Annotated in this window: 18 protein-coding genes; all 18 read left to right on the top strand. The window is 71.6% G+C overall.

The genetic code is table 11. From position 1 onward, the window contains the following. Nucleotides 1-6: 6 nt before the first annotated feature. The 18 genes from atpB (at nucleotide 7) to DEJ24_RS03280 (ending at nucleotide 24,071) form a co-directional block, all read left to right on the top strand. Complete coding sequence (atpB, locus tag DEJ24_RS03365; RefSeq protein WP_181432868.1) at nucleotides 7-867, top strand: F0F1 ATP synthase subunit A; 861 nt, start codon at nucleotides 7-9, stop codon at nucleotides 865-867. A 61-nt stretch (nucleotides 868-928) separates the two neighbouring features. Beyond that, nucleotides 929-1,165, top strand: coding sequence for an ATP synthase F0 subunit C (gene atpE, locus DEJ24_RS03360; RefSeq protein ID WP_058729232.1), 237 nt, complete (start codon nucleotides 929-931; stop codon nucleotides 1,163-1,165). 9 nt (nucleotides 1,166-1,174) lie between these two features. After that, nucleotides 1,175-1,741: a F0F1 ATP synthase subunit B gene (locus DEJ24_RS03355; protein WP_111077260.1), complete on the top strand. Its 567-nt coding sequence runs from the start codon at nucleotides 1,175-1,177 to the stop codon at nucleotides 1,739-1,741. A gap of 2 nt (nucleotides 1,742-1,743) precedes the next feature. Continuing rightward, nucleotides 1,744-2,538 (top strand): F0F1 ATP synthase subunit delta, encoded by a 795-nt coding sequence (locus DEJ24_RS03350; RefSeq protein ID WP_111043791.1) that lies wholly within the window; start codon nucleotides 1,744-1,746, stop codon nucleotides 2,536-2,538. 106 nt (nucleotides 2,539-2,644) lie between these two features. Next, complete coding sequence (gene atpA, locus DEJ24_RS03345; protein WP_110902143.1) at nucleotides 2,645-4,273, top strand: F0F1 ATP synthase subunit alpha; 1,629 nt, start codon at nucleotides 2,645-2,647, stop codon at nucleotides 4,271-4,273. Then, nucleotides 4,274-5,176, top strand: coding sequence for a F0F1 ATP synthase subunit gamma (locus tag DEJ24_RS03340; protein WP_111043790.1), 903 nt, complete (start codon nucleotides 4,274-4,276; stop codon nucleotides 5,174-5,176). Between the two features lie 46 nt (nucleotides 5,177-5,222). Further along, entirely contained in the window at nucleotides 5,223-6,677 is a 1,455-nt protein-coding gene (atpD, locus tag DEJ24_RS03335; protein ID WP_110902145.1) for a F0F1 ATP synthase subunit beta, read from the top strand. 1 nt (nucleotide 6,678) lies between these two features. Next, nucleotides 6,679-6,942 (top strand): F0F1 ATP synthase subunit epsilon, encoded by a 264-nt coding sequence (locus DEJ24_RS03330; protein ID WP_110902146.1) that lies wholly within the window; start codon nucleotides 6,679-6,681, stop codon nucleotides 6,940-6,942. Further along, nucleotides 6,939-7,709 carry a peroxide stress protein YaaA gene (locus tag DEJ24_RS03325; protein WP_309147002.1) on the top strand — a complete coding sequence of 257 codons (771 nt, stop codon included), beginning with the start codon at nucleotides 6,939-6,941 and terminating at the stop codon, nucleotides 7,707-7,709. The genes DEJ24_RS03330 and DEJ24_RS03325 overlap by 4 nt, the downstream gene beginning before the upstream one ends. Before the next feature lie 95 nt (nucleotides 7,710-7,804). Next, nucleotides 7,805-8,359 carry a hypothetical protein gene (locus tag DEJ24_RS03320; protein WP_111077258.1) on the top strand — a complete coding sequence of 185 codons (555 nt, stop codon included), beginning with the start codon at nucleotides 7,805-7,807 and terminating at the stop codon, nucleotides 8,357-8,359. Between the two features lie 53 nt (nucleotides 8,360-8,412). After that, a complete protein-coding gene (locus tag DEJ24_RS03315) occupies nucleotides 8,413-9,009 on the top strand; it encodes a hypothetical protein (RefSeq protein ID WP_111077257.1) in 597 nt (198 codons plus the stop codon). A gap of 3 nt (nucleotides 9,010-9,012) precedes the next feature. Then, nucleotides 9,013-9,840, top strand: a complete 828-nt coding sequence (locus DEJ24_RS03310) for a PP2C family serine/threonine-protein phosphatase (RefSeq protein WP_258366404.1) — start codon at nucleotides 9,013-9,015, stop codon at nucleotides 9,838-9,840. A 98-nt stretch (nucleotides 9,841-9,938) separates the two neighbouring features. Next, nucleotides 9,939-11,366 carry a serine/threonine-protein kinase gene (locus DEJ24_RS03305; protein WP_111077256.1) on the top strand — a complete coding sequence of 476 codons (1,428 nt, stop codon included), beginning with the start codon at nucleotides 9,939-9,941 and terminating at the stop codon, nucleotides 11,364-11,366. Then, on the top strand, nucleotides 11,339-17,290 hold the full coding sequence (locus DEJ24_RS03300; RefSeq protein ID WP_146245922.1) for an Ig-like domain-containing protein: 5,952 nt from the start codon (nucleotides 11,339-11,341) through the stop codon (nucleotides 17,288-17,290). The genes DEJ24_RS03305 and DEJ24_RS03300 overlap by 28 nt, the downstream gene beginning before the upstream one ends. A gap of 49 nt (nucleotides 17,291-17,339) precedes the next feature. After that, complete coding sequence (locus DEJ24_RS03295) at nucleotides 17,340-18,311, top strand: MoxR family ATPase (protein ID WP_111077254.1); 972 nt, start codon at nucleotides 17,340-17,342, stop codon at nucleotides 18,309-18,311. Next, nucleotides 18,308-19,717 carry a DUF58 domain-containing protein gene (locus DEJ24_RS03290; RefSeq protein WP_111077253.1) on the top strand — a complete coding sequence of 470 codons (1,410 nt, stop codon included), beginning with the start codon at nucleotides 18,308-18,310 and terminating at the stop codon, nucleotides 19,715-19,717. Before DEJ24_RS03295 ends, DEJ24_RS03290 begins: the two co-directional genes overlap by 4 nt. A gap of 83 nt (nucleotides 19,718-19,800) precedes the next feature. After that, on the top strand, nucleotides 19,801-22,065 hold the full coding sequence (locus DEJ24_RS03285; RefSeq protein ID WP_111077252.1) for a transglutaminase domain-containing protein: 2,265 nt from the start codon (nucleotides 19,801-19,803) through the stop codon (nucleotides 22,063-22,065). A 116-nt stretch (nucleotides 22,066-22,181) separates the two neighbouring features. Next, on the top strand, nucleotides 22,182-24,071 hold the full coding sequence (locus DEJ24_RS03280) for a zinc-ribbon domain-containing protein (RefSeq protein WP_111077251.1): 1,890 nt from the start codon (nucleotides 22,182-22,184) through the stop codon (nucleotides 24,069-24,071). The last annotated feature ends 274 nt before the right edge of the window (nucleotides 24,072-24,345 follow it).

Genomic DNA, 24,345 nt, shown 5'->3' with positions numbered 1-24,345 from the left:
CCATGCGTGCGCGCCCCGACACAGGAGACAGCGCTGCTATCCCACGCTCTTCCCCTGTCCCTCATCGCTGCGGGTAACCCCGTCGCGGCGGGGAGCAGCAAGGCCGCCGAGTTCCATGGTCCGTCGATCAACGAGTTCTTCCCGGACCCGATCTTCTTCGCCGGTACTGCGTTCGAGATGGACCGCATCGTCCTCATCCGCTTCTTCGCGGTGGCCGTGCTCCTCGTCTTCGCGTTCGCCGGAACCCGCGCGCTCAAGCTGGTCCCCAACCGTGGACAGGCATTCATCGAGTACGCCTTCGACGTCGTCCGTCGGAACACCTTCGACAACCTGGGTGAGAAGGACGGCAAGCGTTTCCTGCCGCTCCTCGCGACGATCTTCTTCGGCGTCCTGTTCATGAACCTCACGGGACTCGTCCCGTTCATGAACATCGCCGGTACCAGCCGCATCGCGATGCCGATGATCCTCGCGATCGTCGCCTACGTCGCGTTCATCTACGCCGGGCTCCGCAAGCACCCGGGCACGTTCCTCCGGAACTCGCTCTTCCCGCCCGGGGTGCCGTGGCCGCTGTACATCATCGTGACGCCGATCGAGCTCGTCTCCACCTTCGTGCTCCGTCCGATCACGCTGACGCTGCGACTCCTGATGAACATGGTCGTGGGGCACCTGCTCCTCGTCCTGTTCTTCTCGGCGACCTGGTTCTTCTTCTTCGACGCGGAGAGCCTCTTCAAGTTGTTCGGTGTCGGGACGCTCGCGTTCGGCATCGCCTTCAGCTTCTTCGAAGTCCTCGTCGGGTTGCTCCAGGCGTACGTCTTCATGCTGCTGACGGCCGTCTACATCCAGCTCGCGCTGGCTGACGAGCACTGACACCCTTCTGACCCCCTACGGGACCGACACTCGTCGGACCCGCACCTCGAAAGGAAAACACGTGGACGCAACGACCGTTCTCGCGGAGATCAACGGCAACATCGCGACGGTTGGCTACGGCCTCGCTGCGATCGGCCCGGCCATCGGCGTCGGCATCGTCGTCGGCAAGACCATCGAGTCCGTGGCCCGCCAGCCCGAGCTCCAGGGTCGCCTCACCACCCTCATGTACATCGGTATCGCCTTCACCGAGGCCCTTGCCTTCATCGGCATCGCGACGTACTTCATCTTCACCGCGTAAGGCTTCTCGATGCAGACTGCACTCATCATCGCGGCGGAGGAAGCGGCCCACAATCCGCTGATCCCCGAGTGGTACGACATCCTGTGGTCGGCGGTGGCCTTCGTCATCATCTTCATCGTGATGTGGCGTGTCGTCACGCCGCGGATCACGAAGATGCTCGATGAGCGCACCGAGGCCATCGAAGGCGGCATCAAGAAGGCCGAAGCCGCCCAGGAACAGGCCGCTGCTGCGCTCGACGAGTACAACAAGCAGCTGGCTGATGCGCGTGCCGAGGCATCGCGCATCCGTGAGCAGGCTCGTGCCGACGCCACCGCGATCGGCAACGAGGTCCGCGAGCAGGCCAGCGCCGACGCCGCACGCATCACCGCGAACGCCCAGGCGCAGATCGAGGCAGAGCGCCAGAGCGCGCTCCAGTCGCTCCGCTCCGAGGTCGGCACGCTCGCACTCGGCCTCGCGTCGGGTGTCATCGGCGAGTCCCTCCAGGACGACGCCAAGGCGACCGCCGTCGTCGACCGCTTCCTCGCCGACCTCGAGTCGTCGCAGGGTGCCCAGACGGCGGCCGGAACGGAGCACTGAGCATGCGCAGCGCCACCCGCGAAGCGATGACGTCCACCAGGGCGGTGCTCGCCGACCTCGGCGGTGCCGTCGACCTGGGCGTCGGAGCACAGATCTTCGCCTCCGGGCGAGCGATCGCCCGGGCGCCGCAGCTGCTCAACCTGCTCGCCGACCCGACAGCCGACACCGCAGGCAAGAAGGTCCTCATCGACCGCGTCTTCGCCGGACAGAGCGACGCCACGCGCGCCGTCCTGGCCGCCGTGGCCGGTTCGCGCTGGTCGTCGCAGGGTGACCTGCTTGCCGGCATCGAGGACGCAGCGGTACGCGCCGTGGCCGCCACGGCGGACCAGTCGACCTCGATCGAGGCCGAGCTGTTCGCCTTCGAGACCGCGGTCCGTTCGGACGCCGGACTCGAGCTCGCGCTCGGGACCAAGCTCGGCAGCGCCGACCAGAAGGGCTCCCTCGCGGAGCGTCTGCTGGCCGGCAAGGTGTCGCAGCAGACGATCACCATCGTGTCGAACCTCGTGCAGCAGCCCCGCGGCCGCCGCATCGGCGAGATCGTGCGTGACGCCTCCCGGATCGTCGCAGACCAGGCGGACAAGCTCGTCGCCACGGTCATCACGGCGACGCCGCTGTCCGACGACCAGGCGGCTCGTGTCGCCCGGGGGATCGCGCAGCGCTACGGACGGGACATCACCGTGAACCGCGTCGTCGACCCCTCGGTCGTCGGCGGGGTGCGCGTGCAGGTCGGCGGCGACGTCATCGACGGCACCGTCGCGACGCGGCTCGCAGACCTCCGTCTGCAGCTCGCCGGCTGAGCGTACGGTCGGACTCGTCCCTCCAAGTCCACAACGGGAACTGCCCCGCCCGGCAGCATCACCCTCTCGGAGCCGAAGGGCCCCGGAAACCAACAAGGAAAATCCCATGGCAGACATCACCATCAGCCCCGATGAGATCCGTGATGCCCTGAAGGACTTCGTCTCGAACTACGAGCCGACGAAGGCCTCCACGGCCGAGGTCGGGCACGTCACCGACGCCGGTGACGGCATCGCCCACGTCGAAGGCCTCCCCGGCGTCATGGCCAACGAGCTGATCCGCTTCCAGGACGGCACGCTCGGCCTCGCCCAGAACCTCGACGAGGACTCGATCGGTGCCATCGTGCTCGGCGAGTTCTCCGGCGTCGAAGAGGGCCAGGAAGTCACCCGCACGGGTGAGGTCCTCTCCGCCCCCGTCGGCGACGCATTCCTCGGCCGGGTCGTCGACCCGCTCGGTGCCCCGATCGACGGTCTCGGCGAGATCGCCGCCGAGGGTCGTCGTGCCCTCGAGCTGCAGGCGCCGGGCGTCATGTCCCGCAAGTCGGTCCACGAGCCGATGCAGACCGGCATCAAGGCGATCGACGCGATGATCCCCGTCGGCCGCGGCCAGCGTCAGCTGATCATCGGTGACCGCCAGACCGGCAAGACGGCCATCGCGATCGACACGATCATCAACCAGAAGGCCAACTGGGACTCCGGCGACGAGAACAAGCAGGTCCGCTGCATCTACGTCGCCATCGGTCAGAAGGGCTCCACGATCGCCTCCGTCAAGGGTGCGCTCGAGGACGCCGGCGCGATGGAGTACACGACCATCGTCGCCGCTCCGGCCTCCGACCCGGCCGGCTTCAAGTACCTGGCCCCCTACACCGGCTCGGCCATCGGCCAGCACTGGATGTACCAGGGCAAGCACGTCCTGATCATCTTCGACGACCTGTCGAAGCAGGCCGAGGCCTACCGTGCGGTGTCGCTCCTCCTGCGTCGTCCGCCGGGACGCGAGGCATACCCGGGTGACGTCTTCTACCTGCACTCCCGTCTGCTGGAGCGTTGCGCGAAGCTGTCCGACGAGCTCGGCGCCGGATCGATGACGGGTCTCCCGATCATCGAGACGAAGGCGAACGACGTCTCGGCGTACATCCCGACCAACGTGATCTCGATCACCGACGGCCAGATCTTCCTGCAGTCGGACCTCTTCAACGCGAACCAGCGTCCGGCCGTCGACGTGGGCATCTCGGTGTCCCGCGTCGGTGGTGACGCCCAGGTGAAGTCGATCAAGAAGGTCTCCGGCACCCTGAAGCTCGAACTGGCGCAGTACCGCTCGCTCGAGGCGTTCGCGATGTTCGCGTCCGACCTCGACCAGGCGTCGCGTCGTCAGCTCGACCGTGGTGCCCGCCTGACCGAGCTGCTCAAGCAGCCGCAGTACTCGCCGTACCCGGTGGAGGAGCAGGTCGTCTCGATCTGGGCCGGCACCAACGGCAAGCTCGACACGGTCCCCGTGCCGGACGTGCTGCGTTTCGAGTCCGAGCTGCTCGACCACCTGCGTCGCAACTCCGACGTGCTCACGACCCTGCGCGAGACGAACCAGCTCAGCGACGACACCGTCGCCGAGATGTCGAAGCAGATCGACGAGTTCACGAAGAGCTTCCAAACGAGCGACGGCAAGACGCTCGGCTCGGAGCAGTTCGACGCCGCGGACTCCGAGGACGTCGACCAGGAGCAGATCGTCAAGGGTCGTCGCTAGATGGCAGCGCAGGTCCGGGTCTACCGTCAGCGGATCAAGTCCGCGAAGACCACGAAGAAGGTCACGCGCGCCATGGAGCTGATCTCGGCGTCGCGGATCCAGAAGGCGCAAGCCCGCATGGCCGCGTCCGGTCCGTACTCCCGTGCGGTGACCCGGGCCGTGTCGGCCGTGGCGACGTTCTCGAACGTCGACCACGTGCTGACCACCGAGCCGGCGACGTCGACCCGCGCGGCCGTGGTGCTGTTCACCTCGGACCGCGGTCTCAACGGCGCGTTCAGCACGAACGTCCTCAAGCAGGGCGAGGAGCTCGCCTCCCTGCTCCGCAGCGAGGGCAAGGACATCGTGTACTACCTGGTCGGGCGCAAGTCCGTCGGGTACTTCACGTTCCGCGAGCGCGCGTCGGAGCAGCAGTGGGTCGGCAACACCGACCAGCCGGAGTTCTCGACCGCCAAGGAGATCGGCGACGCCGTCGTGGCGAAGTTCCTGCAGGACACCGCAGAGGGTGGCGTGGACGAGATCCACATCGTCTTCAACCGGTTCCTCAGCCTCGCCACGCAGGAGCCGCAGGTCGTCCGCCTGCTGCCGCTCGAGGTCGTGGACGGAGTGGACGAGCCCCAGGGCGACGAGCCGCTCCCGCTCTACGAGTTCGAGCCGGACGCCGACGCGGTGCTCGACTCGCTCCTCCCGGTCTACATCGAGAGCCGCATCTTCAACGCCATGCTGCAGTCGGCTGCTTCCGAGCACGCCGCCCGTCAGAAGGCCATGAAGGCGGCGAGCGACAACGCCGACTCCCTGATCCGTGACTTCACCCGTCTCGCGAACAACGCGCGACAGGCCGAGATCACGCAGCAGATCTCCGAGATCGTCGGCGGCGCCGACGCCCTCTCGTCGAAGAAGAAGTAGTCCGCCGCGTGCGCGGACAGACACCCACCCCAGGAAGGCACCAGCCATGACCGACACCGCAACCACCGCGGTCGAGACGTCGTCGGCGCCCGGTGTCGGCCGGATCGCCCGTGTCACGGGTCCCGTCGTCGACATCGAGTTCCCGCATGACGCGATCCCGGAGATGTACAACCTCCTGTTCACGACCATCACCATCGGTGAGTCGTCGCAGGAGATCGGCCTCGAGGTCGCGCAGCACCTCGGCGACGACCTCGTCCGTGCCATCTCCCTGAAGCCGACCGACGGCCTGGTCCGTGGTCAGGAAGTCCGTGACTCGGGCGCTCCGATCTCGGTCCCCGTCGGCGACGTCACCAAGGGCAAGGTCTTCGACGTCCTCGGCAACGTGCTCAACTCCGACGAGAAGATCGAGATCACCGAGCGCTGGCCGATCCACCGCAAGGCCCCGGCCTTCGACCAGCTCGAGTCCAAGACCTCGATGTTCGAGACCGGCATCAAGTCCATCGACCTCCTCACCCCGTACGTGCAGGGTGGCAAGATCGGTCTCTTCGGTGGTGCGGGCGTCGGCAAGACCGTCCTCATCCAGGAGATGATCCAGCGTGTCGCGCAGGACCACGGCGGTGTGTCGGTGTTCGCCGGTGTCGGTGAGCGCACCCGTGAGGGCAACGACCTCATCGGTGAGATGGAAGAGGCAGGGGTCTTCGACAAGACGGCCCTCGTGTTCGGCCAGATGGACGAGCCGCCGGGGACGCGCCTCCGTGTCGCCCTGTCGGCGCTGACGATGGCGGAGTACTTCCGCGACGTGCAGAAGCAGGACGTCCTGCTCTTCATCGACAACATCTTCCGCTTCACGCAGGCCGGTTCCGAGGTCTCCACGCTGCTCGGTCGCATGCCGTCCGCGGTGGGCTACCAGCCGAACCTCGCTGACGAGATGGGTGTGCTCCAGGAGCGCATCACCTCGACGCGTGGCCACTCGATCACCTCGCTGCAGGCGATCTACGTGCCGGCTGACGACTACACCGACCCGGCGCCGGCGACCACGTTCGCCCACCTCGACGCCACCACGGAGCTCTCCCGCGAGATCGCGTCGCAGGGTCTCTACCCGGCCATCGACCCGCTGACCTCCACGTCACGGATCATGGACCCCCGGTACCTGGGCGCCGACCACTACGAGACCGCCACGCGCGTCAAGCAGATCCTCCAGAAGAACAAGGAGCTGCAGGAGATCATCGCCATCCTCGGTGTCGACGAGCTCTCCGAAGAGGACAAGATCACGGTGGAGCGCGCCCGTCGCATCCAGCAGTTCCTGTCCCAGAACACCTACATGGCGAAGAAGTTCACCGGTGTCGAGGGCTCCACGGTGCCCCTCAAGGACACCATCGAGTCCTTCCGCGCCATCGCCGATGGCGAGTTCGACCACGTCGCGACGCAGGCGTTCTTCAACGTCGGTGGCATCAACGACGTGGAAGAGAAGTGGGCTCAGATCCAGAAGGAGAACCGCTGAGATGGCGGGTCTCACCGTGAGCGTCGTCTCGGCTGACCGCGAGGTCTGGTCGGGCGACACCACCATGGTCGTCGCGCGCACGACCGAGGGCCAGATCGGCATCCTCGCGGGACACGAGCCGATGCTCGCGATCCTCGCGCAGGGTCAGGTCCGCATCACGCGGGCCGACGGCTCCACGGTCGCGGTCGACGCGGAGGACGGCTTCCTCTCCGTCGAGCACGACACGGTCACGATCGTTGCGCGGCAGGCCGCGCTGGCGTCCTGACCGGACTGACCGTCCTCCTCCCGCCGTCCGAGACGAAGCGGGAGGGCGGGGACACAGAGAGCTCGCTCGATCTGGGTGAGCTCTCGTTCCCGGAACTGGCCACAGAGCGGGCCGCGGTGATCACCGCGGCCCGCTCCGTCAGTTCTGAGGAGAGCTCCGCGCGGACGGCGTTGAAGCTCGGGCCGAAGTCGGTCGCCGAACGACTCCGCAACATGGTCCTCGAGACCAGTCCGACCATGCCGGCCGTCGAGCGGTACACGGGCGTGCTCTACGACCCGCTGGACGCCTTGACCGCGGACGCGGGGACGCGCGCCTGGTGGGATCGTCACGTCGTCGTGCAGTCCGCGATGTTCGGACCGGTGGGCGCGGGGGACCGGATCCCCGCGTACCGGCTGTCGCACGATTCCCGGCTCCCCGGGATCCGGCTCGCGTCGCACTGGTCTGTTCCGGCATCAGCGGCGCTGGCGACCCGTCCGCCGGGGCTGGTCCTCGACCTCCGGTCGGAGGGCTACCGCGCGCTCGCGCCGGTTCCGGACAGCGTTCCCCTGCGCGTGGTCAGCGTCGCCGGAGACGGTCGACGCAAGGCACTGAACCACTGGAACAAGACGGCGAAGGGGTGGCTCGTCTCGCTGCTCGGGCGGACCCAGGCGTCGGTTTCCTCGATGGTGGAACTCGCCGCCTGGGCTGCGGCGCACGGAGTCGTCATCGAGCAGGTCGGGAACGGCTGGGACCTGGTCGCCGAGAGTCTCGAGCCCGTGGCGGTCTGACCTCCGTCCCTCCACAGGGCGGTCGCGACGGTTGGCCGTCCACTGGTCGCTGGAGCGGCCGTCCTGGAGGCCCGACCCACGTCAGGCTCGCCTGCATGCGAACCACAGACACCACGACCGGACCCACGCCCCCGACTTCCCCTCGCCACAGTCACGAGATCGCCGCTGCCGTCACGCTGCCGAGCGCTGCTCGCGCCCTCGTCGCACCGGGCCCCCTGACCACGGCGGGCGGCATCGCGCTCACGACGGCGTGCGGCGCGCTGTCGACCCGCGTGGCGCTCCTCGGGTTCCTGGCCGACCCGGACGCCGACGACCCGATCGGCATCAGCGGGCACGATCCGTTCACCGACCCGATGCCCTCGGCGCTGCTCGGATCCGGTCCGGAGCCCGACCGCGACCGGGTGCGACGGGCCGGCGACCGTTGTGTGGACGCCTGGCGTCAGTGGTCCGGGGAACGCGACTCCGGACAGTCCGTGGTCGGCGTCGGGGGAGCACTCGGGCTCGGTGCGTGGTGCGCGTGGGCTCTGGGCGCGGAGCTCCGTGCCGAGACGCGGGCGCGGTACGCGCTCGACCTGCGCGCTGACGACCCGCTCGCGCAACTGGTGCTCCGCAGTTGCACGCTGGGCATCCGGGCGGCGTGGCGTGGATGAGACCGGGTGCACCGCATCGTCTACGGTTGTGGTGCCGACCGGAGGAGCCGCACGTGCAGGACGACGAGGACCAGCTCGACGACACCGTGCTGCGTGCGGCGGACCGGCGTCGGGCGACCACCGCTCCGGGGCAGCTCGACGACACCTTCGTTCGTCCCGGGCGTCATCGGACTCCGGCGTCGTCTCGCCCGGACCAGGAGGCCGGCCTCCCCGCGGCCGTCCCCTCGATCCGGATCGGGGTACGGGTGTACCGCCTGGACCGTCCCGTCGTCGTCGGCCGGCGGCCCGGCCCCCCGCGGGTCGTCCAGGGCCCGGTGCCGGAACTCGTGACCGTGCCCTCGCCGGGCGGAGTGGTGTCCTCCTCCCACGTCCTGTTCCACGCCGCCGGGTCCACCGCCGTCGTCGACGACCTGCACGCCACGAACGGCACGGTCGTCCGCGCTCCCGGCGCCCCGCCGCACCGGATGCCCTCGGGTGCCTCGATGGTCGTGCTGACCGGTACGGTTGTCGACATCGGGGACGGCGCCACCATCGAGGTGCTGTCGCCGTACCTGCGGTCCGTCCCTCCCGGCGGTCGCGAGTCGTCCGGACCCCTCTTGTCTCCACCGTCCACCACCGGTCCGTCCCGAACCCCCAGAGAGCGACCCTGAACCGTGACCGAACTCGGCCGTGCTGCCTCCTCCCACGCCATCGACTTGCCCGACGGCAACGGTGCGACGCTGACCTTGTCGTGGGGGGCCGCGACCGACGTCGGACGCCGCCGTGACCACAACGAGGACAGCTACATCGTCGACGCCCCCTACTTCGTGGTGGCGGACGGCATGGGTGGCCACCTGGCGGGTGACCGGGCGTCCGACGCGGTCGTGCGCCGCCTCGGCGACTCCACCACCGAACCGTTTGCCTCGCGGCAGACCATCCAGCGGGCACTGCTGCTCGCCACCGCCGACATCGAGCGGGCAGCGGGCGGCAACGCCATCGGTGCCGGCACGACCGTCACCGGCGTGGCGCTCGTCGCGACGCACGGACAGCCCTCGGCACTCGTGTTCAACGTCGGTGACTCGCGCACCTACCGCAGCGATGCGGGAGCACCCTTGAAGCGACTGACGATCGACCACTCGGTGGTGCAGGAGATGGTGGACGCCGGTGTCCTCCGGGCCGAGGACGCCGAGTCCCACCCGGACAGCAACGTCATCACCCGGGCCGTCGGGTTCGGCGAGCCGCCGGAGCCGGACTGGTGGACCATCCCGCTCCGGACCGGCGACCGCTACGTGGTCTGCTCGGACGGCCTGACGAAGGAGATCGGCGACGTCGGCATCTCGCGCATCGCTGCGAAGGTCGACGACCCGCAGGAGCTCGCGGAGCGGCTCGTGGGCGACGCCGTCATCGCCGGCGGTCGGGACAACGTCACGGTCGTCGTGCTGCAGGTCGACGACGCCCCGGCGGTGCCCGACGACATCGAGGACACCCTCCCGCGTCACTGACCTCGACGGGACGTGCTGCGAACGGGTCTGGACGACCAGGCCCGGTAGAATCCCGCAACGCCGTCGTGACCACGCCACTCAGCCGGGAAGGAGCGTCCATGGCCCGCAGACTGCCGTCGAGCCCTCCCGTGCTTCCGGGCTTCAGTCCGGTGCACGTGCTCGGCTCCGGTGGCTTCGCCGACGTGTTCCTCTACGAGCAGGACATGCCCCGACGCCAGGTCGCGGTCAAGGTCCTGCTCGACGAGGTCGTGGACGACCGCGTCCGCCAGATGTTCCAGGCCGAGGCGAACCTGATGGCGCGTCTCAGCACCCACCCCTCGATCCTCACCGTGTTCCAGGCGAGCGTCGCCGCGGACGGTCGCCCGTACCTCGTCATGGAGCTCTGCTCGGCGTCGATCAGCGAGCGCTACCGTCGCGAACCGGTCCCGGTGTCGCAGGTCCTCTCGGTCGGCGTGCGGATCGGCTCGGCGCTCGAGACCGCACACCGCGACGGCGTGCTGCACCGTGACGTGAAGCCGTCGAACATCCTGCTCACGGCCTACGGCAACCCGGTGCTGTCGGACTTCGGGATCGCCGCGACCCTCGGAGAGGCCGATCCCGACGAGCCCGTCGGCATGTCGATCCCGTGGTCGGCGCCGGAGGTGCTCGGCGACGAGTCGCGCGGCACGATCCAGTCCGAGGTCTACTCGCTCGCAGCGACCGTGTACTCGCTCCTGGCCGGGCGGAGTCCGTTCGAGGTGCCCGGCGGCAAGAACGGCGCCGCCGACCTCATGGCGCGGATCGACAAGGGCGGACCGCTGCCCACCGGGCGTCCCGACGTGCCACCGACCCTCGAACGAGTCCTGGGTACAGCGCTCTCGCGGCGCCCACGGGACCGACCTCCGACGGTCATGGAACTCGTGCGTGGGTTCCAGCAGGTCGAGGCCGAGCTCGGTCTCCCGCAGACCCCGGCCGAGGTCGCGGTCGAGGCCTGGGCGGTCGCCACACCGTCGCGCCCCGGCGAACAGACCGTCATCGCGGCGGTCGGTGCGGGTGGCGGTGGGGCCGGAGCTCGGTCGGGCCGTCGTCGTCGGACCCGCTCCACCCTGCGCGGCGGCGCGGTGGCGAGCGCGTCAGAGAGTGTCGGGACCGTCCACCGGTCCGCCTCCACCGCGCGCGGCCGCCGCGGATCGCGGTCTGCTCTGGTCTGGGCGACCGTCCTGTCCTCGGTCGTGGTGGTGGCGCTTGCCGTGACCACCGCGGCTGTCCTCACCCGCGGCGGTGACGACGCCGTACCCGTCGTGTCGGACGTCAGCGCCACCGCCGGTGCGTCCGCCGTGACGTTCCGCTGGACCGATCCGGGCCTCCAGCAGGGCGACACCTTCGTCGTGACGACCGATGGTGCGACGAGCCAGCAGACCGGGACGACGTTCGTCGCGACCGGCCGCCCCGGCGTCGAGCAGTGCATCCGGGTCGCGGTGAACCGTGACGGCCGCACCGGGGCGGACAGCGTCGAGCGGTGCGGCACGATCGGCGGAGCCCGGTGATCCGACGGCTGCTCGCTGCCCGGCGTTCCGCGACCGTGACGACCGCGGTGGCCGTCGTCGTCGGGGCGGTCGTCGCCGGGACGGCGCTCGTGTCGAACGGCTACCACGCACAGCGCGTCGACCTCGGCGACGGCACGGTCTGGGTGCCCTCGGCGCAGTACGGAGCGGTGGGCCGCGTCAATCCACAGGTGCTCGAACTGAACACCGCGGTGGAGACCTCCTCGGACGCCACTGCCGTGCTGCAGCACGGATCGACGGTCTACGCGGTCGACCAGACGAAGGGCACGGTGGCCCGGGTCGACGTCGCGGACGCCACCCTGGGTGACGCCGTCACGCTGCCCACGGGTTCGCCGACCGTCCTCTTCGCCGGGGACACCGCCGTCATCGGCAACGCGGACACTGGCGACCTCTGGTCCACACCCGCGGACTCCCTCGACGAGTTCGACGCCTCGACGGACCCGCAACTGACCCTGGGCGCTGATGCCGTGTTCGACGCGTCTGCCGACCACGTCGCGGTGTACTCGCCGCGGACCGGCACCGCGTCGCTCGTCGCTCTGGGTACGACCCCGACCGTGGAACGCCGCTCATCCGTCCGGATGGACCGCACGCACGCCTTCCAGGTCGCGACCGTCGGCGACCACATCGCCGTCCTCGACCGCACCGACGGCGTGCTCTCGATCGACGGGCGGACCGTCGACCTGGGGGACCGAGTCGGCTCCGCACCCGCGTTGCAGCAGTCGACCAGCACCGGTGACGACGTGACGGTCGCGGGCACTGCCGGCCTCGTCCGTGTGTCCGCTTCCGGCGCCGTGCAGCAGTCCGCCCTCGCCGTCTCCGGACGTGCCGCTCGACCGTGGACCGACGACGGGTGCACGTTCGGAGCGTGGAGTGGCGGGCAGGCGATCGACACCTGCGACGGTCGTGCCGTGCAGGACCTCGACCGGGTTCCGGGCGGCGCGGCGCTCCAAGTGGTGCACAACGGGCGCACCGTGGTGGCCAACGACCCGGAGACCGGGCGCTCCTGGGCCGTCGGCCGCAGCGGTCAGCTCATCGACAACTGGGCGCAGCTCGTCGACGAGCAGGACGACCAGCAGCAGGAGCGGGCGTCGGACGACGACCCGGAGGTCGAGAAGGAGCAGGCCCCGCCCGTCGCGGTCGACGACGACCTCGGTGCTCGTCCTGGCCGCACCACGACCCTCCCGGTCCTGCTCAACGACCACGACCCGAACGGCGACCCGCTGGTCGTCAGCGACGTCGGCGACGTCGACGACTCGGTGGCGCGCGTCATGATCGTCACCGACGGCCAACAGCTGCAGGTCTCCCTGCCCGCCGCGGCCACCGGTGTCGTGACGTTCCCGTACACGATCACCGACGGCAACGGGGGGTCCGCGACGGCGACCGTCCGGGTGACCGTCCGGCCGGAGTCCGAGAACGAGCCGCCCCGGCAGGTCCGCGCGACACGGGCCGACGTCGTCCGGGGCGGGCACGTCTCGACGAACGTCCTCGGCGACTGGATCGACCCCGACGGCGACCCGGTGTACCTCGAGTCGGCCGACCCGTCCGAGGGCGACCACACCTCGACCACGCCGGACGGCCTGCTCGACTACCGGAACGACAGCGGTCGCACCGGCGACCGGGTCCAGCAGGTCACCGTCAGCGACGGCCGGGACACCGGTCGCGGTCCGGTCACGGTGACGGTGGCGGCGCAGGGCGACGTGCCGCTGCGCGCCGAGGGCTTCCCCGTGAGCGGGTACGCCGACAAGCCGTTCACGGTGGAACCGCTCGATCACGTCCGCGGGGGCAACGGTGCCGTCACCCTCACGAGCGTGTCGTCAGCGCCAGGCCTGACGGTGACGCCGAGCTACGACAGCGGGACCGTGCGCGTCGAAGCGCGGACGCCGGGGGACTGGCAGCTCGAGTACACCGTCTCGGACGGAACCAAGACGGCGAGCGGCGTGGTCCGGATCACCGTGCTCGCGCCGCCCGACGCCTCGGCCGCGCCGGTGACGACGCCGAAGACCGTCTTCGTCACCACGCTCTCGTCGAAGGACACCGACGTGACGGCGACCGACTTCGACCCGGCCGGCGGCGTCCTCCTCGTCACCGGACTCGACGGGCCGCCGAGCGGTTCCGGCGTCCAGGCCGACGTGGTCGACCAGCACATCGTCCGGGTGAGCCTCACCGCACCGCTCGACGGCCCGGTGTCCTTCGGCTACACGGTGTCGAACGGACTCGCGACGGCCACGGGCACGATCACGGTCGTCGAGATCCCCGAGCCGGAGCGCATCCAGCCGCCCGTCGCCCAGCCGGACACAGCGACCGTCCGGGTCGGCGCCGTCACCGACATCGACGTCCTCGCCAACGACACCCAGCCGGAGGGCGGAGCGATCTCGCTGCTGCCCGACCTCGTCCAGGACGTCCCTCGCGGTGCCGGTCTGCTGTTCGCCTCCGGTGACCACCTGCGCTACCTCGCACCGAACACCCCGGGCACCTACACGGCGGCGTACCGGGTCGCCGGACCGGACGGGCAGACCGCAGACGCGACCGTCTCGGTGTCCGTCCGTGACCGCGACCGTGCGACGAACGGCGCGCCCGTCCCGCAGACGGTGACGGCGCGCGTGGTCGCCGGTCAGTCAGTGCGCGTCTCGGTGCCCCTGAGCGGGATCGACCCGGACGGCGACTCCGTGCAGCTCGTCGGCGTGGCATCGAACCCGGAGAAGGGCTCGGTGGCGGACGTCGCCGCCGATTCGCTCACCTACGAAGCCGGTGACTACTCAGCGGGGACGGACGAGTTCACCTACACCGTGGTCGATGCCCTCGGGGCCCGCGCCACGGGCACGGTCCGCGTCGGCATCGCCCCGCGTGCCGACGCGGCCGGCCGTCCCGTCGCCGAGGCCGACCGCGTCACCATCCGCCCCGGCGGATCCGTGTCGGTCCGGGTGCTGCAGAACGACTCCGACCCCGAGGGCGGTCGCCTCACCGTCACCGCGGTGGAGCCCACCGCGCCGGACGTCCGCGCGCGGGTCGTCGGCGGCCAGACCGTCCAGGTGACCCCGCCGCCGTCCGCCCGGCGCGGCGACTTCGCGGTGGCGTACACGGTGGCCGACGACCAGGGCGCGACCAGTACCGCGTTCGTCACCGTGACGGTCGACGAGGACGCACTCCCACTGCGCCCCGAGGTCGACGACACCGTGCTCGACCTCCAGGACGTGATCGGACGGCAGACCGTCACCGTCGACGTCCTCCGGAACGTCTTCTTCGCCGAGGGCACGGACGCGGACCTCCGGGTCGGCGTGGTCGACGGCTACCGCGGCACCGCGTCCGTCACCGGTGACGACCGCCTCGTCGTCCGTGTCTCGGACACGTCGCAGGTGATCCCGTTCTCGGTCGCACGACGCGACCACCCGGACGTGGTGTCCTACGGTTTCGTCCACGTCCCGGGCGCTGACGACGCGCTCCCGCAGCTTGACCGGACCGCTCCCGCGGTCTCCGTCCGCAGTGAGTCGACGGTCCGTATCCCGCTGTCCCGCTACGTCGTGACCGCGAACGGCAAGACCGCGGTCGTCACCGACCCCGGGGCCGTGAAGGCGACGCACGCCGACGGTGGTTCCCTGGTGGTCGACGACTCGACGCTGCAGTTCACCTCGTCGAAGCTCTACTTCGGCAAGGCGTCGATCTCGTTCGAGGTGACGGACGGATCGGCTGCGAACGGCGGAACCGGACGTGTCGCGACCCTCGTGCTGCCGATCACCGTGACGCCGCGCTCGAACCAGCCGCCGGCGCTCACGGGGACGACCCTCGAGATGCAGCCCGGCGACCGGCGCGTGCTCGACCTCACCAAGCTGACCGACTACCCGTACCCGGGGGACCTGCCGGAGTTGCGGTGGTCCGTGGTCGAGCGACCGGGCAACGGCACGACGGCGACGATCTCCGGGCGGCGCCTGACCGTCGCGGTCGACGACGCGGCGTCACCGGGCGAGCGGTCCACGGTCGGCGTCGGTGTCGCCGACTCGACGGCCCAGGGGCGGTCGGGCCGCATCACGATCGAGGTCGTCACGTCGACCCGACCGCTGGTGCAGCCCGGGCCGGACAGCGCGGTCGTACGACGAGGCACGTCCACCACGGTCGACGTGCTCGCGAACGACCGACAGACGAACCCCTTCCCGGGGCAGCCGTTGCGGGTCGTCGACATCCGCGGCCTCGCCGGCGGCATCCCCGCGGGCGTGACGATCACCCCGAGTGCCGACCGGTCGCGCCTCCGGGTGAGCGTCGCCGCGGACGCGAAGCCGGTCGACACACACCTGCAGTACCGGGCCGTCGATGCGACGGGGGACGCCGACCGATCCGTGTGGGGCGACGTGACGGTCTCGGTGCAGGATGTCCCGGACGCGCCGGGTACCCCGACCCGGACCGGTACCGAGGCCGGTGGGCAGGTCACGCTGAACTGGTCCACCCCCCGTGCGAACAACGCACCGATCACCGGCTACCGCGTGACCGGGACCGGCGGCGTCACGAAGGACTGCGGCACCGCCACCGTCTGCACGGTCACCGGGCTGGACCCGACCGCGTCCTACCGGTTCAGCGTCCTGGCCGAGAACGAACTCGGCAGTTCGCAGCCGTCGCCGCAGTCAGCCACGATGAGCGCCGACTTCGTCCCGACGGCGCCGACCGGGCTCTCGGTCGTCCCCGACCGGACGAACCCCGGGCAGCTCGACGTCTCGTGGGACCCGGTGCCCCGACCCGCCACGGGCAGCGCCGTCGACGACCACGTCGTGACGATCGCCGGCCCTGGCCTCAGTGACACGAGACGCACGGGCACCGCGACGACCACGTCCTTCAGCGGCGCGACGAGCGGCGCGGTCTACGTCGTGACCGTCTCGCCCCGCAACGACGCGGCTCGGGACGGCACGGTCGTGCAGTGGAACAGCGCGACGGCGTCCGGAACCGCCGTCGGGACCCCCGGCGCGCCGCAGGACGTCCGGGCCGTCACCGGTGAGCAGCCGGACGACCAGGGCAGGTCGACGGTGACGATCACCTGGTCGCCCGCGGACGGTGCCGGGGGGTCCGGTCCGGCCTACCGGGTGTACCGGGTCGCACCGGGGAGCAGCCCGAGCTGCGACACCCTGTCGGGCCAGACATCGCTCGGCGCGGAGTCCGGGACGACCGACGCGGGTGTCGGCGGCGGTGGCGTCCGGTACGCGGTGGTGTCCGACAACGGCCTGTTCTGCAACGTCGCCTCCGCCAGCGCGGTCGCCTACGAGACCCCGGGCGGCACCGCTGCCCCGGCCGTCGCGATCGTCTCCGGGGCGACCGCCACGCAGTCCGACCTCCGGGTCACCGCCCCGGGTGCGGAGGTCGACCACTACCGCCTCCAGACGGGCACATCGGTCCTCTCGCTCCAGCCCGGCCAGGCCTGGACGGGGGTGCCCGGGACCGGCGCGCGGAACGCCCCGGCCACCCTCACGCTCCAGGCGTGCGGGGCGCCCGGCGACGCCTTCTGCACCGGCAAGGACGATTCGTGGTCCGCACCGGGTGTCGCCTTCGACACGTCGAGCTCGGTGGACGGCGCGCAGGAGGGGCAGCAGATCGTGGTCAGCGGTCCGACCGTCGGCAGCGGTGTGAGTGTGACGTCGTACACGGCCCGGTGGTACAGCGACGGCGACGGCACGGTCGGGATCACGCCACAGGACGCGGACACCTGGCAACCCGGCGACACGGCCCCGACAGCGCCAGCCGGCGCCAGGTCCGTCCGGATCCTCGTCACGGTGCAGCTGGACGCCGACCCCAGGCTCTCGGCCACGACCGGCAGGTCCTCGCCGACGTCACCCGTCGCAGCGGCCGACCCACCGCCCGCCGACCCACCGGTGGACCCTCCGGCTGACCCCGCACCCGGTGCCGGCGACCCCGCCGAGCCGACATCGTGACCGCCAGCACCGCCGACGCCGTCCCCACCACCGAAGGAACGACACCCGCATGAGCATGACCCCGGAGCAGGCCACCTGGTTCGCCGACGTCGCCGGCCGCATCGTGACCAACGTCGAGCAGGTGCTCCTCGGGAAGACGTTCGTGATCCGCCTCGCCGTCACCGCGATGCTCAGCGAGGGGCACCTGCTCCTCGAGGACGTCCCGGGGACCGGCAAGACCAGCCTGGCGCGCGCCCTCGCCCAGAGCGTGCAGGGGTCGACGAACCGTGTCCAGTTCACCCCGGACCTGCTGCCCGGCGACATCAGCGGCATCAGCGTGTACGACCAGCGTGCGCAGGCGTTCGAGTTCCACCGTGGCCCGGTGTTCGCGAACATCGTCCTGGCCGATGAGATCAACCGCGCGAGCCCGAAGACCCAGTCGGCGTTGCTCGAGGCGATGGAGGAGTCCGCTGTCACCGTGGACGGCGTCACCCACCGGCTGGCGCAGCCGTTCATGGTCGTCGCCACCCAGAACCCGATCGAGCAGGCCGGCACCTACCGCCTGCCGGAGGCGCAGCTCGACCGGTTCCTCATGAAGACGTCGATCGGTTACCCGGACCACGCGGCGACTGTCCGGATCCTCGAGACGTCCGCGGCGCCATCCGCGGCGGTCCCCGTCGCGAGCGTGGTGCCCGCGGCGACCGTCACCGAGATGGCCGCTCTCGCCCGCACCGTGCACGTCGACCCGGTGATCGCCGACTACGTCGCGCGCCTGGTGGACGGCACCCGGGCCGCGCCCGAGGTCCGACTCGGCGTCAGTGTGCGCGGAGCGATGGGCCTGATGCGCGCGAGCCGCGTCCTCGCCGCCGTCAACGGTCGGCACTACGTCACGCCCGACGACGTGAAGGCACTCGCCGAGCCGGTCCTCGCGCACCGCATGGTGCTCGATCCGGAGGCCGAGTTCGACGGCGTCAGTGCCTCGAGCGTCGTCGCGCAGCTGCTCGTCGACACGCCACCACCGGCCGACCGGGTCCCGCGATGACGGACCACCGTCCCGCCGGGACGCGGTCCCGGCGGCCCCTGGCGACACGGTCGCGTCGGGCGGCCACCCAGGAGGGCACCCGGACGGTCGCCGGACCCACCAACGTCCGGACCCGTCTCGTCGGTGACCGCGAGGACGTCGCCGCTGACGCCGTGGTCGGTGTGGTCCGCGCGTGGCGTACGGCCGGGAGGCTCGTCATCCGTGTCCGGGACGACGTCGCCTCCGTCGTGACGGGCCTCGGATGGACCGCGGTCGTCCTGACGATCGTCGCGTTCGTCGCGGGGTACCGCTCCGGGCTCCGCGAGGTCGTGGTCGTCGGGTGGGCGGGGGCGGTCCTGGTGGTGGTGGCGGCGATCGCGCTCCTCGGCCGGTCCCGGCTGCTCATCCGGATGACCCCACCGCAGCACCGCGTGGTCGTCGGGGCCGACGCCGGGGTGACGATCACCGCCGAGAACCCCACGCGCCTGCCGACCGTCCCGACGACGGTCGAGGTGCCGGTCGGGGTCGGACTCGTCGACGTCACGATCCCCGCGGTACCGCCGCGAGGCACCTTCGAGCAGCACGTCGCGGTCCCGACCGTCCGCCGAGGGGTCCTCGACGTGGGACCGGTGACGGGTGTCCGTGCGGACCCGGTCGGCCTGGTCCGCCGGGAGGTCGTGTGGACCACGCGTGAGCAGGTCATCGTGCACCCGCGGACGATCGCGATCCCGTCGACGAGCACCGGGCTGGTCCGCGACCTCGAGGGGCAGGCGACCACCGACCTCTCACCCGCGGACATCGCGTTCCACGCGATCCGCGAGTACATGCCGGGCGACGACCCGCGGACGATCCACTGGAAGTCGACGGCGAAGACCGGCGCGTTCATGGTGCGACAGTTCGAGGACACCCGACGCTCGCACCTGGTCGTCGCGCTCGGCGTCGCCCGCGCCGAGTTCGCCGACGACGACGAGTTCGAGCTCGCGGTCAGCGTGGCCGCGTCGCTCGGCACCCGAGCCGTCCGGGACGGCCGTGAGGTCACGGTGGCGGTCTCGGAACGGACCCCGGAGTTCGCCAAGCGCGCCGTCCGTGCCGTGCACCCGATGCCGACCGTCACACCGACCCGGTTGCTCGACGCGTTCGCCCGGGTCGGGCTGGCGGACGCCTGCCTGCCGATCGCCGAGGTCGCGCGCATCGTCGGGCGCGACACCCCCGGGATCTCGGTCGCGTTCCTGGTCGTCGGGTCGACCGTCGGCGTGCCGGCCCTCCGCCTCGCGGCGACCCGGTTCCCGGTCGGGGTCGAGGTCGTCGCCGTGGTCTGCGAGCCGGAGGCCGTGCCCCGGTCGGTGCGCGTCGGTGGCCTGACGATCATGACGGTGGGGTACCTCGAGGACCTCCGCCACGCACTGCAGCGATCGGTCTCCGTGTGACGGCCGACGAGCGCCGGTCCCCGCGTCCTCCCGTGGCCCGCTCCGGTCCTCGTTCCGGCGCGCGCGCAGCCCGTCGTCGTCGTGTGGCACCGCTGCGTCTCGTCGCGGGCACCCTGGCCGTCTGGCTCCTCGTGGCACTCGCGAGTGCGGCGTGGTGGCCGATCCACCGTGACGCCGCCATGGTGTCCGCGGGGGCCACCGCGGTGGTGGTCGGTTCGGTGGTGGCGCTCCTGGGGGCCGGGATGCGCCTCCCGGCCGCGGTCGTGTCGATCGCGACCGTCGTCGGGTTCGCGGCGACGGGGGTGCCCGCGGCCGTACCCGGTGGGGCGGACGGCCCGCTCCCGACGGTGCCCGGGCTGGTCGACCTGTTCAGCGGCGTCGCCCTCGGGTGGCGGCAGCTCCTGACGATCAGCCTGCCGGTCGGGTCCTACGAGGCGCTCCTCGTGCCGTACTTCGTGTCCGTGCTCCTCGTGACGGTCGTCGGCGTGAGCATCGCGACCCGTGCCTCCCGTCCGGAACTGGCCAGCCTGCCCGCACTGGCGCTCTTCGTGACCGGCACGGTCTTCGGTCCGACCCGGCTCGAGACGTCCGTCTGGCTCGGGGTCCTGCTGACGGGGATCGCGCTCGTGTGGGCGTTGACCGTCCGGCACCTCCGCCGTGCGGCGACCGTCGCGGCGACCACCGGTACCCGCATCCCGATCGCCCGTGCCGTCGTCCGGCCGGCGCTGGTCGGCACGGCCACGATCGCCGCGGCGGCGGTCGTCGCGACCGGACTCGGCTTCGTGGCACCGCCTGCCGGCACCCGCACGGTCGCGCGGAGCGGCGTCGTCAAGCCCTTCGACCCGCGTGACCAGGTCAGCCCGCTGAGCGGGTTCCGCGCCTACGAGGAACGCGGTCGGGCCGACCAGCCGCAGCTCACGGTCACCGGACTGCCCGCCGGCGGGTTCGTGCGGATCGCCACCCTCGACAGCTACGACGGCGTCGTCTACCGCGTCGGCGGGCCGGACGGCGACGCGGCATCCGGCTCGTTCGAGCGCGTCCCGACCACGGTGGACACACGCGACGTCCGGGGGACCGCCGTCCGGGTCGCGGTGACCGTGGACGGGTACCGGGGCGTCTGGCTGCCGACGGTCGGAGAACTGACGTCGGTGTCGTTCCGCGGCCCGGACGCCGATCGCGAGCGGACCGCCTTCTTCTACAACCGCTCCACCGGCACCGCGGCGGTCGTCGACGGCGTGAGCGACCGGACCCGGTACACGCTGTCGGCTGTGCTCCCCGAGCAGCCGACCGAGGACGAACTCCGCGACGCACGACCGGGTGATGCGGTCGTCCCGACTCCGCGTGACGTCCCCGCTGCGGTGCAGGACGCCGTGGGCGCCGACAGCGACGCGGACACGAGCGACGGGGCACAGTTGCTCGCGGCCCTGCAGGCCCTGCACCGCAACGGCTACGTCAGTCACGGCGTCGGCGACGACCGTCCGAGCCGGAGCGGACACGGCGCCGACCGGATCACGGAACTCCTCACCGCGGTGCCGATGGTGGGGGACCAGGAGCAGTACGCCGTCGCCGCTGCTCTGATGGCCCAGGAGATCGGTTTCCCCGCGCGGGTCGTCCTCGGGTTCGCGCCCGGTGGCGACTCCGGTGCGCGGGACACGACCAGCGAGGCGACCACCGGCCGGACCACCTTCCGCGGTTCGGACGTCACCGCACGCATCGAGGTGGACACGGCGCAGTGGGGATGGGTCATGCTCGACCCGAACCCGGCGGTCCGCGAGATCCCGGACCAGTCCGACCAGACGCCGCAGCCCGTGACACGGCCGGAGACCGTCGTCCCGCCGCCGCCGGCCCAGCAGCTCGACCAGGACGAGCAGACACCACCGCAGGCGGACCGTGACACCCCGCCGACGCAGCCGGTGTGGTTGCAGATCCTGCTCGCCGTGCTGCCGTGGGCGCTCGGGGTCCTCGGGCTCCTCGCACTCGTGCTGCTGCCGATCGCCACCGTCGTGCTGGCCAAGCGTCTCCGTCGTCGACGGCGGAGACGAGCACCGGATCCCCGGGCGCGCGTGGTCGGTGCCTGGGACGAGTACCGGGACGCCCTGCTCGACGGCGGACACGACGTCGCCCCGTCGGCGACCCGCCGCGAGGTCGGTGCAGCTGCACCCGGGGAGGCCGGCGCGGGGATCGCCGCCGACGCCGATGCGGCCGTCTTCGGGCCGAGCGACGTCGACGACGCCGTCGCCGACCGGACCTGGGCGGCGGCGGACGGGGCGATCGCCGCGCTGCGCGCCGGGCGTGACCGGCGCGCCCGGTTCCGCGCGGCGACGTCGCTGCGGTCGCTCCGGCGGTGAGCGGCCGTGCCACGTCGCCGTCGGGAGCGGTCGGAGAGTGCTCCGATCGGCGGTGACTACGATGTCCCGAGGCCGGAGGCACCTCGCGGACGGCCGGACGAGGACAGAGGCACCCTGTGATCAGATGCGAACACTGCGGATCGGCGCTCCCCGACGGAGCGATCTTCTGCGGTGAGTGCGGACGAGCCGTCACGACCTCGGCAGCTCGCCGCACTGCACCCGTCGAAGCCGCCGACCGCGCCACCCCGCCACCGCTGCAGCAACCCGACGCGCACGGCCGCCCGCCCGAGACGAGCGACGACACCTGGCTCCCGGAGTCGACGCTCGACCCCGCGACCCGCGCCTGGCTGACCGGCGCCGATCGTGCGCGACCCGCCCCGGCAGCGACCGGCTCGGCTGGTGCCGGTGCCGGTGCCGGTGCTGGTGCTGGTGCTGGTGCCGGTGACGCCCCCGACGCGGGGTCGTCGTCCGGCTCGGTCACTCCGCGCCCGGACCTGACGCCGCGCGGTGCCCCCAGCCACGTGCACGGCGCCGGCACCGGTCTCGGCGACTGGACCGGACGCCCCGCCGGTGCAGAGACGCCCACGGAGCCGACACTCGATCCCGACGCCTTCCCCTCCGAGGCCGTCGCCCCGCAGGACGACCCGGAGGTCCAGCGCACCGCCGCCTGGGCCCCCCTCGAACCGGACGCCGCCGACTCGGCCGGTCCCTCCGCTGACGTCCCGGTCTGGGAACCGCAGACGACCCCGGCCGCTCCGCCGGCCGGACCGTCCTGGTGGATCGGTCGTGCCCCCTCGGCTGCGGTCACGGCCACGCCGACGTCCTCGGACGACGCCGACGGATCGGGTGCCGGCGAGTCCGACGACGCTCCCCGGCCCGGTGACACCGCGGCGTTCCAGCCGGTCCTCGAGCGGCGCGCGCCCCGCCCCGCTCCGCTCGTGGCACCGGGGAGCCAGAGTGCGACCTGCCACGTGTGCGGGCACGCTCTCGAGCCCGACGACATCTTCTGCGAGGAGTGCGGATCCGTCCGACCCGCCGTCACCGCGGCGTTCACCGGTCCCGTGATGCCCCTGCCGCTCACCCGGCCGGACTGGGCCGCTGACGAGGACGCACTCCGCAGCGCCGTCTCCGACGCGCACGAGCTGACCGAGGACCGCGACGGTGCGGGTGACCCCGGCACCCACGAGCCCGTCGTCGACGAGGCCGTCGCCGATGAGCCCGTCGTCGACGAGGCCGTCACCGATGAGCCCGTCGCCGACGAGCCCGTGGTCGGCGGGCCAGTTGCCGACGAGCCCGTTCCCGACGAGTCCGTCGCGGACGGACCTGCTGCGGATCAGCACGACCCGGTCGAGACCGCGGCTGGCCAGCCCGTCGTCGACGACGCTGGTGTTCTCGACGACGCGCCGGACCCCGGTCCGGCGCACAGCGACAGCGACAGCGGCGACGTCACGGTCGACCAAGAGGCCCCCGTCGCCTCCGCGGCGCCACTCCCGCCCGTCGCACCCCGGCAGCCGCCGGTTGCTGCACCCCTGCCCCCTGTCGGACTCCTGGACGAGGCTGCGGACGGCGGAACGCCCGTCGACGGAGCGCCGGACGGCGGAAGGCCGGACGGCCCGGCGTTCGACGCGGACGAGGACGAGGACGTCGAAGAGACGCGCATCGTGTCCCGTACCGCCGAACACGCCCCGTTCCTGCTGCACTTCAGCACCGGTGAGCGGCTCGGCGTCCACGGGTCGGCGCTCCTCGGGCGGCTGCCGCGCCCGGAGGCCGGTGAACGGTTCGACGACCTGCTGACCATCCGCGACCCCGGCAAGTCCGTGTCGAAGACCCACCTGGAACTCGGGCGCGACGGCGACGACCTCTGGGTGTCCGACCGCTACTCGGGCAACGGCACGGTGGTCCGGCACATCGACGGGTCGATCCGCCGCTGCGAGCCGGGGCGCCGGTACCGGGTCGAGCGCGGTGCTCGCGTGGACGTGGGGGAGCAGTTCTTCCTGCTGCAGTGACGTCCGCGGCCGCCTGTCCACAGTGACGCGTTCGCCCCCCGGTTCTCCACAGTCCTGGTCGGGGACCCGCGGCGGGTGCGTGTCAGCGCTGTGATGGGGGACATGGAACCTCGTGCAGCACGTCGCGTCGCCGTGACGGTGGCGGTCCTCATCCTCGCCGGGACGCTGGTCGTGCCGAACGGCAGCGTGCCGGCCCTGTGCTGCGCGGCGACGGTGTGCACGCTCGTCGGGCTCTCGGTGCGGTCCCGAGGACACGACGGTGAGCCTCCGGTGG

Origin of the sequence: Curtobacterium sp. MCPF17_001, assembly GCF_003234615.1 — a bacterium.
Lineage (GTDB): Bacteria > Actinomycetota > Actinomycetes > Actinomycetales > Microbacteriaceae > Curtobacterium.
This window is presented reverse-complemented; position numbering and strand designations above follow the sequence as displayed.